Annotated in this window: 15 protein-coding genes; 7 read left to right on the forward strand and 8 right to left on the reverse strand. The window is 68.5% G+C overall.

The annotated features are described in order from the left end of the window. Positions 1-14: 14 nt before the first annotated feature. Positions 15-251 carry a WGxxGxxG family protein gene (locus ACSJJU_RS02930; protein ID WP_435913672.1) on the reverse strand — a complete coding sequence of 79 codons (237 nt, stop codon included), beginning with the start codon at positions 249-251 and terminating at the stop codon, positions 15-17. Between the two features lie 195 nt (positions 252-446). On the opposite strand from ACSJJU_RS02930, the gene ACSJJU_RS02935 reads away from it, so the two are divergent. Further along, entirely contained in the window at positions 447-1,217 is a 771-nt protein-coding gene (locus ACSJJU_RS02935; protein WP_435913673.1) for a TerC family protein, read from the forward strand. Between the two features lie 103 nt (positions 1,218-1,320). On the opposite strand, the gene ACSJJU_RS02940 is transcribed toward ACSJJU_RS02935, so the two are convergent. After that, positions 1,321-1,980 carry a hemerythrin domain-containing protein gene (locus tag ACSJJU_RS02940; RefSeq protein WP_435913674.1) on the reverse strand — a complete coding sequence of 220 codons (660 nt, stop codon included), beginning with the start codon at positions 1,978-1,980 and terminating at the stop codon, positions 1,321-1,323. A 263-nt stretch (positions 1,981-2,243) separates the two neighbouring features. Here ACSJJU_RS02940 and ACSJJU_RS02945 point away from each other — a divergent pair, with 263 nt between their 5' ends. Further along, positions 2,244-2,468 carry a DUF378 domain-containing protein gene (locus ACSJJU_RS02945; protein WP_435913675.1) on the forward strand — a complete coding sequence of 75 codons (225 nt, stop codon included), beginning with the start codon at positions 2,244-2,246 and terminating at the stop codon, positions 2,466-2,468. A 101-nt stretch (positions 2,469-2,569) separates the two neighbouring features. On the opposite strand, the gene ACSJJU_RS02950 is transcribed toward ACSJJU_RS02945, so the two are convergent. Together ACSJJU_RS02950 and ACSJJU_RS02955 are read right to left on the reverse strand one after the other, a co-directional pair. After that, the gene (locus tag ACSJJU_RS02950; RefSeq protein ID WP_435913676.1) at positions 2,570-3,709 is read right to left on the reverse strand and encodes an acyl-CoA dehydrogenase family protein; all 1,140 of its coding nucleotides are present in this window, start codon (positions 3,707-3,709) and stop codon (positions 2,570-2,572) included. A 41-nt stretch (positions 3,710-3,750) separates the two neighbouring features. Next, entirely contained in the window at positions 3,751-4,947 is a 1,197-nt protein-coding gene (locus ACSJJU_RS02955) for an acyl-CoA dehydrogenase family protein (RefSeq protein WP_435913677.1), read from the reverse strand. Positions 4,948-5,411: 464 nt separating this feature from the next. Here ACSJJU_RS02955 and ACSJJU_RS02960 point away from each other — a divergent pair, with 464 nt between their 5' ends. After that, positions 5,412-5,792: a response regulator transcription factor gene (locus tag ACSJJU_RS02960; protein ID WP_435913678.1), complete on the forward strand. Its 381-nt coding sequence runs from the start codon at positions 5,412-5,414 to the stop codon at positions 5,790-5,792. Positions 5,793-5,795: 3 nt separating this feature from the next. Here ACSJJU_RS02960 and ACSJJU_RS02965 read toward each other — a convergent pair whose 3' ends face one another. Together ACSJJU_RS02965 and ACSJJU_RS02970 are read right to left on the reverse strand one after the other, a co-directional pair. Beyond that, positions 5,796-6,680, reverse strand: a complete 885-nt coding sequence (locus tag ACSJJU_RS02965; protein WP_435913679.1) for a DUF2243 domain-containing protein — start codon at positions 6,678-6,680, stop codon at positions 5,796-5,798. 16 nt (positions 6,681-6,696) lie between these two features. After that, positions 6,697-7,254, reverse strand: a complete 558-nt coding sequence (locus ACSJJU_RS02970; protein ID WP_435913680.1) for a hemerythrin domain-containing protein — start codon at positions 7,252-7,254, stop codon at positions 6,697-6,699. A 257-nt stretch (positions 7,255-7,511) separates the two neighbouring features. Here ACSJJU_RS02970 and ACSJJU_RS02975 point away from each other — a divergent pair, with 257 nt between their 5' ends. Continuing rightward, positions 7,512-8,042: a GNAT family N-acetyltransferase gene (locus tag ACSJJU_RS02975; RefSeq protein ID WP_435913681.1), complete on the forward strand. Its 531-nt coding sequence runs from the start codon at positions 7,512-7,514 to the stop codon at positions 8,040-8,042. A 184-nt stretch (positions 8,043-8,226) separates the two neighbouring features. Here ACSJJU_RS02975 and paaZ read toward each other — a convergent pair whose 3' ends face one another. Together paaZ and paaG are read right to left on the reverse strand one after the other, a co-directional pair. After that, on the reverse strand, positions 8,227-10,266 hold the full coding sequence (gene paaZ, locus ACSJJU_RS02980; RefSeq protein WP_435913682.1) for a phenylacetic acid degradation bifunctional protein PaaZ: 2,040 nt from the start codon (positions 10,264-10,266) through the stop codon (positions 8,227-8,229). A gap of 91 nt (positions 10,267-10,357) precedes the next feature. Further along, positions 10,358-11,149 (reverse strand): 2-(1,2-epoxy-1,2-dihydrophenyl)acetyl-CoA isomerase PaaG, encoded by a 792-nt coding sequence (paaG, locus tag ACSJJU_RS02985; protein WP_435913683.1) that lies wholly within the window; start codon positions 11,147-11,149, stop codon positions 10,358-10,360. 162 nt (positions 11,150-11,311) lie between these two features. Here paaG and paaI point away from each other — a divergent pair, with 162 nt between their 5' ends. The 3 genes from paaI to paaK all read left to right on the forward strand — a co-directional run bounded on the left by paaI (position 11,312) and on the right by paaK (position 14,387). Further along, positions 11,312-11,779 carry a hydroxyphenylacetyl-CoA thioesterase PaaI gene (gene paaI / locus ACSJJU_RS02990; RefSeq protein WP_435913684.1) on the forward strand — a complete coding sequence of 156 codons (468 nt, stop codon included), beginning with the start codon at positions 11,312-11,314 and terminating at the stop codon, positions 11,777-11,779. Next, positions 11,776-12,984, forward strand: coding sequence for a 3-oxoadipyl-CoA thiolase (gene pcaF, locus ACSJJU_RS02995; protein WP_435913685.1), 1,209 nt, complete (start codon positions 11,776-11,778; stop codon positions 12,982-12,984). Before paaI ends, pcaF begins: the two co-directional genes overlap by 4 nt. 89 nt (positions 12,985-13,073) lie before the next feature. Beyond that, a complete protein-coding gene (gene paaK, locus ACSJJU_RS03000) occupies positions 13,074-14,387 on the forward strand; it encodes a phenylacetate--CoA ligase PaaK (protein ID WP_435913686.1) in 1,314 nt (437 codons plus the stop codon). The last annotated feature ends 47 nt before the right edge of the window (positions 14,388-14,434 follow it).

Below are 14,434 nucleotides of genomic sequence, written 5' to 3' on the forward strand. Positions count from 1 at the left end.
CTTTTCTCCGGCGATCAGGCGTGCTCCCGCGCGGTGCGGCGCATCCGGCGCTGGCCGAGCAAGCCCGCCAGCCCGAGCAGGCCGACCCAGCCGTACTCAAAGTCCTGATCCGCAGGCAGTTCCGTGGGCTCGGCGTTCTCGACGTTGCGCGGCACCACCGCCTCGTCGATGCGGGCAGCGCCGGGGCCGGACAGGCCGGCCGCCAGAACCACAGCGCCCGCCGCAGCGGCCCCCTTGAGCTTGAAACGCATATCACGATCCCTTCCACAGCGAAGACAACCCCGCGCGCGGGGCTGTATCGCTAACGCATCCACCGGCGCCGAGGATCCCCCTGCCGGCCGGCCCGTTTACCGGTCGTGTGCGTTACGTTCGGTATCCTCTTCTCTCCGCTTTGGTCTTTGGTAGAAACGAAACCTCACGCAGCTACACGAAGGATCTTCCGCTTGATGGAACACCTCGCCGCGATTGCCACCGACCCCGCAGCCTGGGCGGCGCTTGCGACCCTCATCGCCATGGAGGTCGTGCTTGGCATCGACAACCTGATTTTCATCTCGATCCTCTCCAACAAGCTGCCGGAAGGGCAGCGCGAAAAGGCGCGGCGAATCGGCATCAGCCTGGCGCTGATCATGCGGCTGGCGCTCCTCAGCACGGTGGCGTTCATCGTGCAGCTCACCCAGCCGATCTTCACGCTGTTCGATCACGCCTTTTCCTGGCGCGACCTGATCCTCATTGCGGGCGGCCTGTTCCTGGTGTGGAAGGCCACCAAGGAAATCCATCACAACGTCGACCCCACGCCCACCGATGACGTGTTCGACACCAGCAAGGCCGGCATCGGCTTCACGGCGGCCATCGGCCAGATCCTGCTGCTCGACCTGGTGTTCTCCATCGACAGCATCATCACCGCCGTCGGCATGACCGACAACCTGGCCATCATGTTCATCGCCGTCATCGTGGCGGTGACGGTGATGCTGGTGGCGGCGACGCCGCTGGCCAACTTCATCGCCGCCAACCCGACGGTCGTGATGCTGGCGCTGGGCTTCCTGCTGCTCATCGGCACCACGCTGATCGCCGAAGGCTTCGGCGCGCACGTGCCCAAGGGCTATGTCTACGCCGCGATGGCGTTCTCGGCCGGTGTTGAAACCCTCAACATTCTGGCGCGGCGGGCTGCGCGCCGGAAGGCCGGGGAGAAGCAGGACAACACGCCCGCCTCCGAGTAACCGGGGACGAGCAGCCGGGGCAGCGCAAGCGCCCCCTGAAACGCGAACGGGCGGCCCGATGGACCGCCCGTTCCGTTTATCGGCGCCTTCCGGCAGACGAGGCTCAGGTGCGCGCCTGCATCCCGGTCTCGGCGGTGGCGGTGCGGCGCCGACCCGCGCCGCCCTGCTTCATCAGCTGGGCATGACGGGCGGCCAGCTCCTCCCCCATGGCGACAAGGTCGAGGCCGGTCTTTTTCACCTGGGGGAACAGCTCGCGCTCCTCCTCCTTCACGTGGTGCTTCACATATTCCTTCAGCACCGTGACCTTGGCGTTGTAGAGCGGCTCGGAGGGACGCATGGACTCGATCTCGGCGATCAGCCGCTTGACGGAGTCGTGCTCCACCTGGGCCTCGTCCAGCAGATCCTGCTCGCTCAGCTCCGCCCGCGCCGCCGGGTAGAAGATTTCCTCCTCGATCCGGGCGTGCACGGTCAGCGCCTGGGCGATCCGGCGCATCACGCTTGCGCGGGTGCGGCCGTCTCCCGCCTCCTCGAACTGCTTGAACAACGCATCCACCAGGCGGTGATCCTGCTTCAGGAACTGCACCGCATCCTGACCACGCCGGGCCGCCTGCCGCCCGGCCGGGGCTTTCGCGCTGCCGGTGCGCGCTCCGCCCGCCGCCGCCTTCGCGGCGCTGCGGGAGACGGACCCTGCGCGGGAGTCCGCGCGCGCCTGTGCGGTCCGGGACTGGCTGCGTTGGCTGGAGGCGTCGTCGGACGGCGCCATCTGCGCGTCGCTCCTCGACCGTCCCGCGGCTTGCCGCGCCCCAGTCCCCTTCCGGCTCTGCGCGGCCCGCCCGCGGGACTTTCCGCCAGACTTCCTGGCTCCTGTTGCTGCCATCGTCCACTCCTTGACGTTTCGGCACTGCGCCGTTGTTTCAGCAACGGTTTCGCAAAGGCGCGGTTCCGCGCCAGAGCGCCGACGGCCGGGCTCAACGGCAGGAACAACCCCCACCCTGCGGCGTTCCCGGGCGGACGATGGAGGCGCGTATGAAAACGCTGAATCTCATTACGCTGATTCTGACGATCATCGGCGGCATCAACTGGGGCCTGATCGCCCTGGCGGACTTCAACCTGGTGACCGCCCTGTTCGGAGTCGACACGACTCTGACGAACATCGTCTATGCGCTGGTGGGGCTGTCGGCCCTTTACCAGCTGATCCCCTTTGTGCGGGCCTGGCAGCTCGGCGAAGTGCGGGCCGAGAGCGCGCACTGACCGTCTGCCCGCCCTTCTCGACAGACTCCCGGCAGAGACCGGAAAAGGGCGCGGACCCCATGCGGCCGCGCCCTTTTTTTCCGGTCTTTTTCCCGGCCGCCTCAGGCGGCGTCGGCGAGCGTCTCGACGCGCGACAGATGATGGTCGGTGGTGCCGAACAGCCCCTCGATCATGGTTGCCCGCTTGAAATAATGGCCGATGGCCAGTTCGTCGGTCATGCCCATGCCGCCGTGGATCTGGATGGCGTTCTGTCCCACGAACGTGGCCGACCGGCCCACATAGGCCTTGGCGGCGGAGACCGCCCGCGCCCGCTCCTGCGGCGGCGCGCCCAGCTTGAGCGTGGCGAGATAGGTCATGGAGACGGACTGCTCCAGGGCCATGAACATGTCGACCATCCGGTGCTGGAGCACCTGGAAGCTGGCGATGGGCACGCCGAACTGGCGGCGCTGGCGGGCATAGTCGAGCGTGCCCTCGTGCAGCCTGCGCATGCAGCCGACCGCCTCCGCGCACACGGCCGCCGTCGCCTCGTCGATCACCTGCTCGATCAGCGGCAGCGCCGCGCCTTCCGCGCCGATGAGATTTTCCGCCGGCACCTCCACCCCGTCGAAGCGGATCTCCGAGGCGCGCAGGCCGTCAACCGTCGGGAAGTCGGTGGCGTGGAGGCCCCGCGCCCCCTTCTCCACCAGAAACAGCGACAGACCCTCCGGCGAGTCCACGTCGCCGTCCGTCCGCGCGGTGACGATCAGGTGCGTCGCCCAGGGCGCGCCGATGACCACCGCCTTGTGGCCCGTCAGCACATACGCCCCGCCGCGCCGCCTGGCGGTGGTCTCCACATGGCGCCAGGTGTAGCGCGCCTTGTGCTCCGCATAGGCGAAGGCAAGACGCGCCTCGCCGCTGATGATCCGCTCCGCCAGATCCCGCGCCTGCGGCCAGCCGGAATGTTTGAGAAGGCCGCCGCCGATCACCACGGTGCCCAGATACGGCTCCACCACCAGCGCCTTGCCGAACTCCTCCATGATGATCATGGTCTCGACCGGGCCGCCGCCAAAGCCGCCCAGGCTCTCCGGCAGGGCCGCGCCCAGCAGCCCCAGCTCCCCGGCGAAGGCTTGCCAGATCTCCGGCCGCCATCCCTCGGGCGAGGCCACCACCCGGCGGCGCGTCTCGAAGTCATAGCGGTCCGCCAGGAAGCGGGAGACCTGCTCCCGCAGCAGCGTCTGTTCCTCGGTGAAATTGAAATCCATGCCTCACTCCCCGGCATATCCTGTCTGCGGCAGGGGCGTGCTCACAGCCCCAGCACCTGCTTGGCGATGATGTTGTGCTGGATCTCGTTGGAGCCGCCGTAGATGGACGTCTTGCGCATGTTGAAATAGGCGGGCGCGGCCCGGTGGGCGTATGCCGGCCCGATGGGCGGCACATTGCCTCCGGCCTCGGGGAAGCCCCGGAAATAGGGCGCGCCGTAATGGCCCGCCGCCTCCAGCGCCAGCTCGGTCAGCCGCTGCTGGATCTCCGAGCCCCGGATCTTGAGCAGCGAGGACTCCGGCCCCGGCCCGCGGCCCGCGCTCTCCGATGCCAGCACCCGCAGCACCGTATATTCCAGCGCCAGCAGATCCACCTCCAGCTCGGTGAGCTTGCGGGCGAAGAAGGGGTCCTCGATCAGCGGCCGGCCGCCGCTGCGCTCCTCCCGCGCGATCGCCCGCAGCTTCTCCAGCCCGCGCTTGGAGCGGGACACCGCCGCGATGCCGGTGCGCTCGTGGGCCAGCAGGAACTTGGCGCAGGTCCAGCCCTTGTTTTCCTCGTGGATGCGGTTCTCCACCGGCACCCGCACGTTGTCGAGGAATACCTCGTTCACCTCGTGCTCGCCGCCCAGCGTGATGATGGGCCGCACGGTCACGCCCGGCGACTTCATGTCGATGAGCAGGAAGCTGATGCCCTCCTGCGGCCGCGCGGTCGGGTCGGTGCGGACGAGGAAGAACCCCCAGTCCGCATACTGGGCCAGGGTGGTCCAGGTTTTCTGGCCGTTCACGATGTAGTGGTCGCCCTCGCGCCGCGCCTGGGTGCGCAGCGAGGCGAGGTCCGAGCCCGCGCCGGGCTCGGAATAGCCCTGGCACCACCAGATGTCGCCCGCAAGCGTCGGCGGCAGGAAGCGCTGCTTCTGCTCCGGCGTGCCGAAGGTGTAGATGACCGGCCCCACCATGTTGATGCCGAAGGGAATGACGGGGATGGTGTCGGCGCGCGCGCACTCCTCCTCCCAGATGTGGCGCTGCACCGGCGTCCAGCCCGCGCCGCCGTATTCCACCGGCCAGTGCGGCGCGACCCAGCCCTTCCTGGCGAGCACGCGGTGCCAGGAGAGAATCTCCTCCTTGCTCAGCCCTTCGACCGACTCTCCCCTGCCGCGCAAGGCGGGCGGATAATGCTCGGCAATGAACGCCCGCACTTCCTGCCGGAACGACTCGTCCTCCGGCGAGAATTCCAGATTCATCGACTCATCCTCCCCCTGGACATGTCTGGCGGGGCGGTTTGGCCAGCCCCTGTTCCTTGGCGGCCATGTTACCGTTTTTTGAAGAATCGGATAGCGACTCTTTTGGGGGTGTCGAGCGATTTTCCTGTTGTCGGTATGCAACACCCCGGCAGAATCCTCAGCCGCCGTCAGCAGCCGGAAACGGCCTGACGCCCCGGCTTTCCCTCTTCAGAAAGTGCGGATTTCCGCGCATTCGGTGCTAGTGCCAAGGCTCGCTGGACCCTATCCGCCCTGTCGCACCACCCAAAAGTTTCCAAATACGGGTCTTGAGTCTTTCCCGAAACCGCACACCATTATGAAAAGAACGGAACGGCAAAAGCCGCCTCCTGCCATCCGGCCCTGCCGGACCCGGGCAGGCAAGAACAAAAAAAGAGCATTCACCAAAAGCCACGGGGAGGACTGCGGAATGCAGTGTGTTTTGGCTTATGGCATCTAAAGCTTCACTCACCCTGAACCATTCGTCTGCGGTTGCCGGCGAGATGGGATTTGCCCGCCTGGCGTCGCTGCTGGCGCCGGCTGTCGCCACCCACCTGCCGCGTCTGATGACGCCGGCGGCCCGGCTTGAGCCCCGGCCCGTGCTGGAGCCGGCCGTCGTGCCGCCTCCGCGCGCGCTGACGCCCCGGGAACTGGACGTGCTGCGCGGCGTGGCCGCGGGCCACTCCAACAAGGTGATCGCGCGCCAGCTTCACCTGACGCCCGAGACCATCAAGTGGCACCTGAAGAACATCATGCGCAAGCTGGGGGTGCACAACCGCCAGGCCGCCGTCCGGCGGGCGACCGCCTGCGGCGTTCTGATGGTGGACTGAGGGTCAGGCCGGCCGGCTGCGGACCGGAGCGGGGCCCCGGGCGAAACAGCCCGGCGGCGAGAGCGTGCCGCTGACGAACAGCGCGCCCGCGCCGTACAGCCGCCAGCGGTCCGTCATGCCGCCGTCCAGGGCGAGCACGGCAACGCCGCCCCCGGCATCGAGCCAGACCACGCGCCCGCCCGCCGCACCCGCCGCCCGCAGCGCGGCCTGGGGCGGCGCCGTGGGCGGGAACACCACCAGCGCCAGCCCGTCCGGCAATGCCTCCGGCACGGGACGCAGCGCCCAGCCGCCGGCCGCGAGCACGACGAGGCCGAGCAGGAACGCGGTGCGGCCGGACGACCGCCCCCGCGTCGAGACGCCCGGGCCATCGCCGCCCCGGCTTCCTTCGCGCCACAGCGCCGCGCCCGCAACGAGCAGCGCCGCACCGGCGACGAAAAAGGCCACATCCCAGAACAGCACGGACTCCGCCTCCATGCGGATGTGATGCAGGCCGAGCAGCCAGTGGGAGACGATCGCGTCCACCACATGCCACAGGCCGAACCCCGCCAGCACTGCCCCGAGAAAGCGGCGGCCGGGAAGATCGGGCGCAACGCGCCGGGCGCGCCACAGCAGCCACAGACCCGTCAGCGCGATGACGTACATCAGCGCATGGAACAGGCCGTCGGCCAGCACCTGCACGCGCAGGCTGTGCCAGGACGCCCCGCCCCGGGACACATCACCAAGTCCGCTCAGCACATGGTACCACTGGAGAATCTGGTGCAGGAGGATGCCGTCGAAGAAGCCGCCCAGCGCGAAGCCCAGCGTCGCGCCGGCCGTGCCGAGTTCGCGCGGGGCGCCGCGCTCCGGCGCGCCTCCTCCGCCGCCTCCCCACCGGTCCTCCCGAGCCATGGGCGCGCCGCCTTCGTCAGATGCCGCTGCCCGAGTCGAGGGTGCTCCCCTGCTGCATCTTCTGCGCCGACAACTGCTGCATCAGTTCGGAGCGGCGCGTCGCCAGTTCGGCGCCGAGGGCGAACAGGTCGATGTCCGTGTTGCGCGCCTTGGCGAACATCTCGTTTTCCTCTTCCTGCACGTGATGCTGCACTGCCTGACGCATCGCCTCCAGCTGCTCGGTGCAGTCGAGGCCCTGGCTCTGGCGCTGCTCGACGTCGGCGATGAGGCGCTTCACCTCCGCGTGTTCGTCGATGGCTTCCTGCACCAGTCCCTGCTCGCCCGTTTCGGCGCGGAAGCGGGGATAGAAGATCTCCTCCTCGATCTGCGTGTGCACCTTGAGCGCCATGCAGATCTTCTCGATCAGCTCCGCCTTCTGCTCTTCATCGCTCAGCGATTCACAGGCGTGAAACCAGCTCTCCACCTGCCGGTGATCCCGCTGCAGCAGATCGGTGGCGTCGGCAACCTTGTCGCCTGTCGCGGCAGCGGTGGAGCGCGCCAGATGCGGCGTACCGCCGGGTGTGTTTGTCGGCATGTCAGCCTCCTTTGTGTCCACAGGCGATGGGAGGCCGTCCGTGGGGGACAGCCCTCCACCTGCCAGGAGCAACCGCCGGCCGGAGGGGAAGTTCCAGCCCTCCGACAGCCCGGACGGGCCTTGGCGGACGTCGCACATTTCCCACTGCCGGGCGCATCATGGTTTTGAAATCCATGAGAAATCTTGCACACCCGCCCAACTTGCGCGCCGCGACCGGTGCGCCAGCGACAGAAGACAAAACAGGGGAAGAATCGTCCATGACCGAAGCCCGCATCCGGCAGGCTGAACTGGCGTTCGATGCCGACGCCATGACCCGCACCAGCGCGGCGGAGATCGCCGCCCTCACCGACGCGGCGACCCGCTCCACCTACTACCGCGACGGGCTCGGCCCCGAGCAGATCGCCGCCATCCAGCGCATCGTCCACATCAGCGCCGACACCTGCGCCACGGCCGCCGCCAGCGAAAACCAGCGGCTGGTGTGCGCCTTCGTCGAGGGCCGGCTGGGCGGCTTTCTCATCGCCACCCGCCACGCCGCCGACAGCCGCGAGATCGACTGGATGATGGTCCACCCCGACCACCACGGCCTCGGCATTGCCGCCGCCCTCATGCGCGCAGGCATCGACTGGCTCGACCCACGCCAGCCTCAGTGGCTCACCGTCGTCATCCACAACGACCGGGCCATCAATTTCTACCGGAAATTCGGCTTCGAGATCGACACGCTGTTCACGCCGCACAAGGCCATCGACCAGTGGATCATGCGCCGCCCGGCCGGGGTCGCACTGGACTGATTTGTTTTTTACAGGAGGATCTCCGACCCTCCTGGCAACCTCGCGGAACGGTTCCGGCCGCGCCGGTCAGGCCGCGCACAGTCCGATAAAAATCCCGGCAAAGGAAAAGGGCCGCACCCTTGAGGAAAGATGCGGCCCTGAAAACGAAGGGGAGTGCAGAGGGTCCGCGACCCTCTGCAAAAAATCAGTTCGCAGCCTGCTCCCCGCCAAAAGCATTCATGGTGAGCAGGTCGTAGTTGGCGACCGTCTCGCCATTCTGGTTGGTGATCTGCACGTCCCAGCGCACCTCGCCATATTCCCGCCGCGCCTTCTTGGACTTCACCGTGAGGCGCACCTTGATGGTATCGCCCGGCGAGACCGGCTTCAGGAAGCGCAGGTTGTCGAGGCCGTAGTTGGCGAGCACCGGCCCCGGCGCGGGCTCGACGAACAGACCGGCCGCGAAGGAGATCAGAAGGTAGCCGTGCGCCACGCGCCCCGGGAAGAACGGGTTGGCGGCGGCGGCTTCCTCGTCCATGTGGGCGTAGAAGGTATCGCCGGTGAAGCGGGCGAAGTGCTCGATGTCCTCCAGCGTGACGGTGCGCTCGCGGGTGTAGAGCGTCTCGCCCAGTTGCAGCGCATCGAACGGCCGGGTGAACGGGTGCGCGCCCGCGTCGATCTCGACGCCGCCGCGAATCCACGACCGGCCAAGCTGGCCGAGGCGGGCGGGCGAGCCCTGAAGCGCCGTGCGCTGCATGTAATGCTTCACGCCGCGCAGGCCGCCCATTTCCTCGCCGCCGCCGGCGCGGCCCGGGCCGCCGTGAATCATGTGCGGCAGCGGCGAGCCGTGGCCGGTCGACTCCCCGGCGCAGTCGCGGTCGATGAACACGAGGCGGCCGTGGAAGGAGGCGCTGCCGAACAGCAGCTCGTCGGCCACGGCCGGGTCATAGGTGAAGACGGAGGCGACCAGGCTGCCCTCGCCCCGGTTGGCGAGGCGCACCGCCTCCTCCAGCGTGTCATAGGGCACGATGGTGGCGACGGGGCCGAAGGGCTCCACGTCATGCACGTGGGTTGCCTTCCACGGCTCGTCGCAGCGCAGCAGCACCGGCGGCAGGAACGCGCCCTTCTCCCGGTCCGCGCCGACAACCTCGAAATTCTCCGGGTCGCCGAACACAACCTGCGCTTCCGAGCGCAGCAGCTGGATCTTGGAGCGCACGTCGTCGCGCTGGGACAGGCTCGCCAGTGCGCCCATGGTAACGCCCTCCGCCTGCGGGTTGCCGACGACCACCTTGGCCAGCCGCGCCTTCAGCGCCTCGGCCACCGCGTCGGCATACTGCCTCGGCACGATGGCGCGGCGGATGGCGGTGCACTTCTGGCCCGCCTTGGTGGTCATCTCCCGCTGCACTTCCTTGATGTACAGGTCGAACTCCGGCGTGCCCGGCGCGGCGTCCGGCCCGAGGATGGAGGCGTTGAGCGAATCCCGCTCGGCGATGAAGCGCACCGCGTTCCGGAGGATGTTGGGGTGCGCCTGCAATTTCACCGAGGTCTCCAGCGAGCCGGTGAAGGAGACCACATCCTGCATGGTCAGATGGTCGAGCAGGTCGCCGGTCGAGCCGACGATGATCTGGAGCGCGCCGTCCGGCAGCAGGCCCGATTCGATCATCATCCGCACCAGCTTCTCGGCGAGATAGGCGGTGGCCGTTGCGGGCTTGGTGATGACCGGAACGCCCGCGAGGAACGTGGGCGCGAATTTCTCGAGCAGGCCCCAGCACGGGAAGTTGAAGGCGTTGATGTGCACCGCCACGCCCTTGAGCGGCGTCAGCACATGCAGGCCCACGAACGTGCCGCCCTTGGAGAGTTGCTCCACGTCGCCGTCGATCAGGTGCTTCTCGTTCGGCAGCTCGCGCTTGCCGCGCGAGGCGTAGGCGAACAGGGTGCCGATGCCGCCCTCGATGTCCACCCAGCCGTCCTTGCGGGTCGCGCCCGTGTGCCAGGAGAGGGCGTACAGCTCTTCCTTGCGCTCCATCAGGTAGGCGGCCAGCTGCTTCAGGATGTCGGCGCGCTCGGTGAAGGTCAGTTTCCGCAGGGCCGGACCGCCCACCTCGCGGGCGTAGCGGGCCATGCCGGCGAAGTTCAGCCCCTCGCTCGAGCAGACGCCCACAAGGGAGCCGTCAACGGCGCTCACCACCTCGGTCAGGCGGCCCTGCGGCTCGACCCAGCGGCCTTCGGCAAAGCTCATCAGCTTCATTGAAGTGTTCTCCTTCTCTCCCGTTTCGGGCGGGATTTCGTGTGGTCTTGCCCCCGGGCTGGAAGTCCCCGGGGCCCAAGCGCCGATTGGATCAGGCCCCCGTGAAGTTCGGCTCGCGCTTTTCAAGGAAGGCGGCCACGCCCTCGCGGTAGTCGGCCGAGCGGCCGCGCGCGCGCTGGAGATCGCGCTCCAGATCCAGCTGCTGGTCGAGCGTGTGGGTGGCCGCCGCGCGAATCGCCTGCTTGATGGCGGCGAGGCCCCCGGTGGGCTGGGTGGCGAAGTGGCGGGCGAGCCCGTCCACCTCGGCCGCCAGCGCCTCCGGCTCCACCGCCTTCCAGATGAGACCCCAGCGCTCCGCCGTCTCGCCGTCGATCGGCGTGCCGAGCAGGGAGAGGCCAAGCGCCCGCGCCGTGCCGACAAGGCGCGGCAGGATCCACGTGCCGCCCGAATCGGGCACGAGCCCCAGCTTGCAGAAGGCCTGCACGAACCTGGCGGGTTTGGCGGCGATGACGATGTCGCAGGCCAGCGCGATGTTGGCGCCCGCCCCCGCCGCCACGCCGTTGACGGCGCAGATCACCGGCAGCTTCAGCCCGGTGATTCGGCGGATGAGCGGGTTGTAATAGCTCTCCAGGCTCTCCCCCAGGTCCACCGCCGGGTCGTCCGGCTTGACCGCGCGGTCGTCCAGATCCTGCCCGGCGCAGAAGGCCCGGCCCGCGCCGGTGATGACCAGCACCCGCGCTCCGTCCGCCTCCACGCGGCTGAGCGCATCGGCCACCTCGCCATGCATGATGACATTGAAGCTGTTGAGCTTCTCCGGCCGGTTCAGGGTCAGCCGGGCGATGCCGTCCCGGCACTCGTACAGGATGGTGGAATAGGTCGTCACATGGCTCTCCTGGCTTGCTGCATCGCCGGGGTCCGCAATGCGGGCGGCGCGCTTCCCCCCTAGACAGGGCTTCGTTCCCGATTAATAGTATGTCCGTTCGGATTATTAACGGCAAGGGGCTTTGCATCTGGAAAATGCCGGGCCCACCTCGGGGAGAAACGCGTGGCAGAGACCGAAGCGGACCGTCTGGCGCAGCGCGTGGCGGCCAGAATGTTCAATGAGGACAAGGCGTCACAGGCCATGGGCATGTCCGTCGAGGCGGCCGGGGACGGCTGGGCGCGGGTGAGCATGATCGTGCGCGCGGACATGCTCAACGGCCACGGCACCTGCCACGGCGGCTTTCTGTTCGTGCTGGCGGATTCGGCCTTCGCCTTCGCCTGCAACTCCCGAAACGAACGCACCGTGGCGCAGCATTGCAGCATCACGTTTCTGAAGCCCGTCCCGGCGGGAGCACGGCTCATCGCCGAAGCGCGGCGGCAGGCCGGGAGCGGCCGGTCCGGTGTCTATGATGTCCTCGTCACCGGCCATGATGGCGAGGCCGTCGCCATTTTCCGCGGCCTGTCGCGCCGCATCCAGGGTGAAATCATCGAGGACGCCGCCGCGTCCTCCGCAGGAGTTCTTGTTCCATGACTGACGCCTTCATCTGCGACGGCATCCGCACGCCCATCGGCCGCTTCGGCGGCGCGCTTTCCGCCGTGCGGGCCGACGATCTGGCCGCCATTCCCCTGAAGGCGCTGGTGGAGCGCAACCCGGGCGTGAACTGGGCCGCCGTGGACGACGTGGTGCTCGGCAGCGCCAACCAGGCGGGCGAGGACAACCGGAACGTGGCGCGCATGGCAACGCTGCTGGCGGGCCTGCCGGTGGACGTGCCCGGCACCACCATCAACCGCCTGTGCGGCTCGGGCATGGACGCGGCGCTGTACGCGGCGCGCCTCATTCGCTGCGGCGAGGGCCAGCTCGCCATCGCGGGCGGCGTCGAGAGCATGAGCCGCGCGCCGTTCGTCATGCCGAAGGCGGAGACGGCCTTCTCCCGCAAGGCGGAGATCTACGACACCACCATCGGCTGGCGCTTCGTCAACCCGCTGATCGAGAAACAGTACGGCATCGACTCCATGCCGGAGACCGCCGAGAACGTGGCCGAGCAGTTCGGCATTTCGCGGGAGGATCAGGACCGCTTCGCCGTCCGCTCGCAGGAGAAGGCGGTGGCGGCGCAGGAGAACGGCCGCCTCGCCGCCGAGATCGTGCCCGTCACCATTCCCGGCCGCAAGGGCGCGGTGACCGTCGTCGACAAGGACGAGCACCCCCGCGCCGGCACCACGCTGGAGTCGCTGGCCAGGCTTCCCACCCCCTTCCGCAAGGAGGGCGGCACGGTGACGGCGGGCAACGCCTCCGGCGTCAACGACGGCGCGGCGGCCCTGCTCATCGCCAGCGCGGAGGCGGCCCGCCGGCATGGCCTGACGCCGCGCGCCCGCATCGTCGCCGGCGCCGTGGCGGGCGTCGAGCCGCGCATCATGGGCATGGGGCCGGCCCCCGCCACCCGCAAGGTGCTGGCGCTTGCCGGGCTCGGCCTCGACCAATTGGACGTGATCGAGCTGAACGAGGCCTTCGCCGCGCAGGGGCTCGCCGTGCTGCGCGATCTGGGGATCGCGGACGATGATCCGCGCGTAAATCCCAATGGCGGGGCCATTGCGCTCGGCCACCCGCTCGGCATGTCGGGCGCGCGCCTGCTCCTCACCGCGACGGAGGAGTTGCAGCGCACCGGCGGCCGCTACGCCCTGTGCACCATGTGCATCGGCGTCGGCCAGGGCATCGCCACCATCATCGAGCGGGTGTGAGGCAAGACCGCACCATATTCTTTTCAAGGGGAGCAACGGGTCAGGGGCCCGGCAACACAACAACCAGATCGCTAGGGTAATCGGAAACTATGGCTGACCGCAAAACCGCCGCTGGACTTGATCCGATTGAAACCGCGAGCCGGGACGAGATCTCGGCCCTCCAGCTGGAGCGGTTGAAATGGAGCGTCCGCCACGCCTACGAGAACGTGCCGCACTACCGGCAGGCCTTTGACGCCAGGGGCGTCCACCCGGACGACATCCGGTCGCTGGAGGACATCCGCCTGCTGCCCTTCACCACCAAGGCGGACCTGCGCGCCAACTACCCCTTCGGCCTGTTCGCCGTGCCGAAGGAGAAGCTGGTGCGCATCCACGCCTCCAGCGGCACGACGGGCAAGCCGACTGTCGTCGGCTACACCCAGCGCGACATCGACACCTGGGCCAGTCTCATCGCCCGCTCCATCCACGCGGCGGGCGGGCGGCCGGGCGATACGGTGCACATCGCCTACGGCTATGGCCTGTTCACCGGCGGCCTTGGCGCGCACTACGGCGCGGAGCGGCTCGGCTGCTGCGTCGTCCCCATGTCGGGCGGGGCGACGGAGAAGCAGGTGCAGCTGATCCAGGACTTCCAGCCGCGCATCATCATGGTGACGCCATCCTACATGCTGGCCATCGCCGACGAGTTCCGCCGCCAGGGCCTGGACCCGCGCGACAGCTCCCTCAAGATCGGCATCCACGGCGCCGAGCCCTGGACCGAGCAGATGCGCCGCGAGATCGAGGAGACCTTCGGCATCGACGCGGTCGATATCTACGGCCTCTCCGAGGTGATGGGCCCGGGCGTCGCCATGGAATGCGCCGACTCCAAGGACGGCCCCACCATCTGGGAGGACCATTTCTACCCGGAGATCGTCGATCCCGAAACCGGCGAGCCGGTGCCGGACGGCCAGCTGGGCGAGCTGGTGTTCACCACCCTCACCAAGGAGGCGTTCCCGGTCATCCGCTACCGCACCCGCGACCTCACCCGGCTGCTGCCGGGCACGTCCCGCTCCATGCGCCGGTTCGAGCGCATCAGCGGCCGCTCCGATGACATGATGATCATCCGCGGCGTCAACGTGTTCCCGTCGCAGATCGAGGAGCTGCTGCTTCAGGAGCCCGCGCTCGCGCCCCACTACCGGCTGGAAATCCGCCGCGACGGGCGGCTCGACTCGCTGACCGTGGTGGTCGAGGCCAAGCCCGGCGTGGAGGCGGCGGCCGCCGAGCCCTCCTGCCGCAGCCTTGCCGCGCACATCAAGAAGATCATCGGCATTTCGGCGCGGGTGCAGGTGGTGCCCAGCGGCGCCATCGAGCGCAGCCAGGGCAAGGCGCGCCGGGTGTTCGACTATCGCAACCTCTCCGCCGCCAGCTAGGCGCAGGGAACCACGCGCCGAACGGCTCGCTTAATTAATTGACCGAC

This window comes from Pedomonas sp. V897 (assembly GCF_051304405.1).
In the GTDB taxonomy this organism is placed as follows: Bacteria; Pseudomonadota; Alphaproteobacteria; order Sphingomonadales; family Sphingomonadaceae; genus Pedomonas.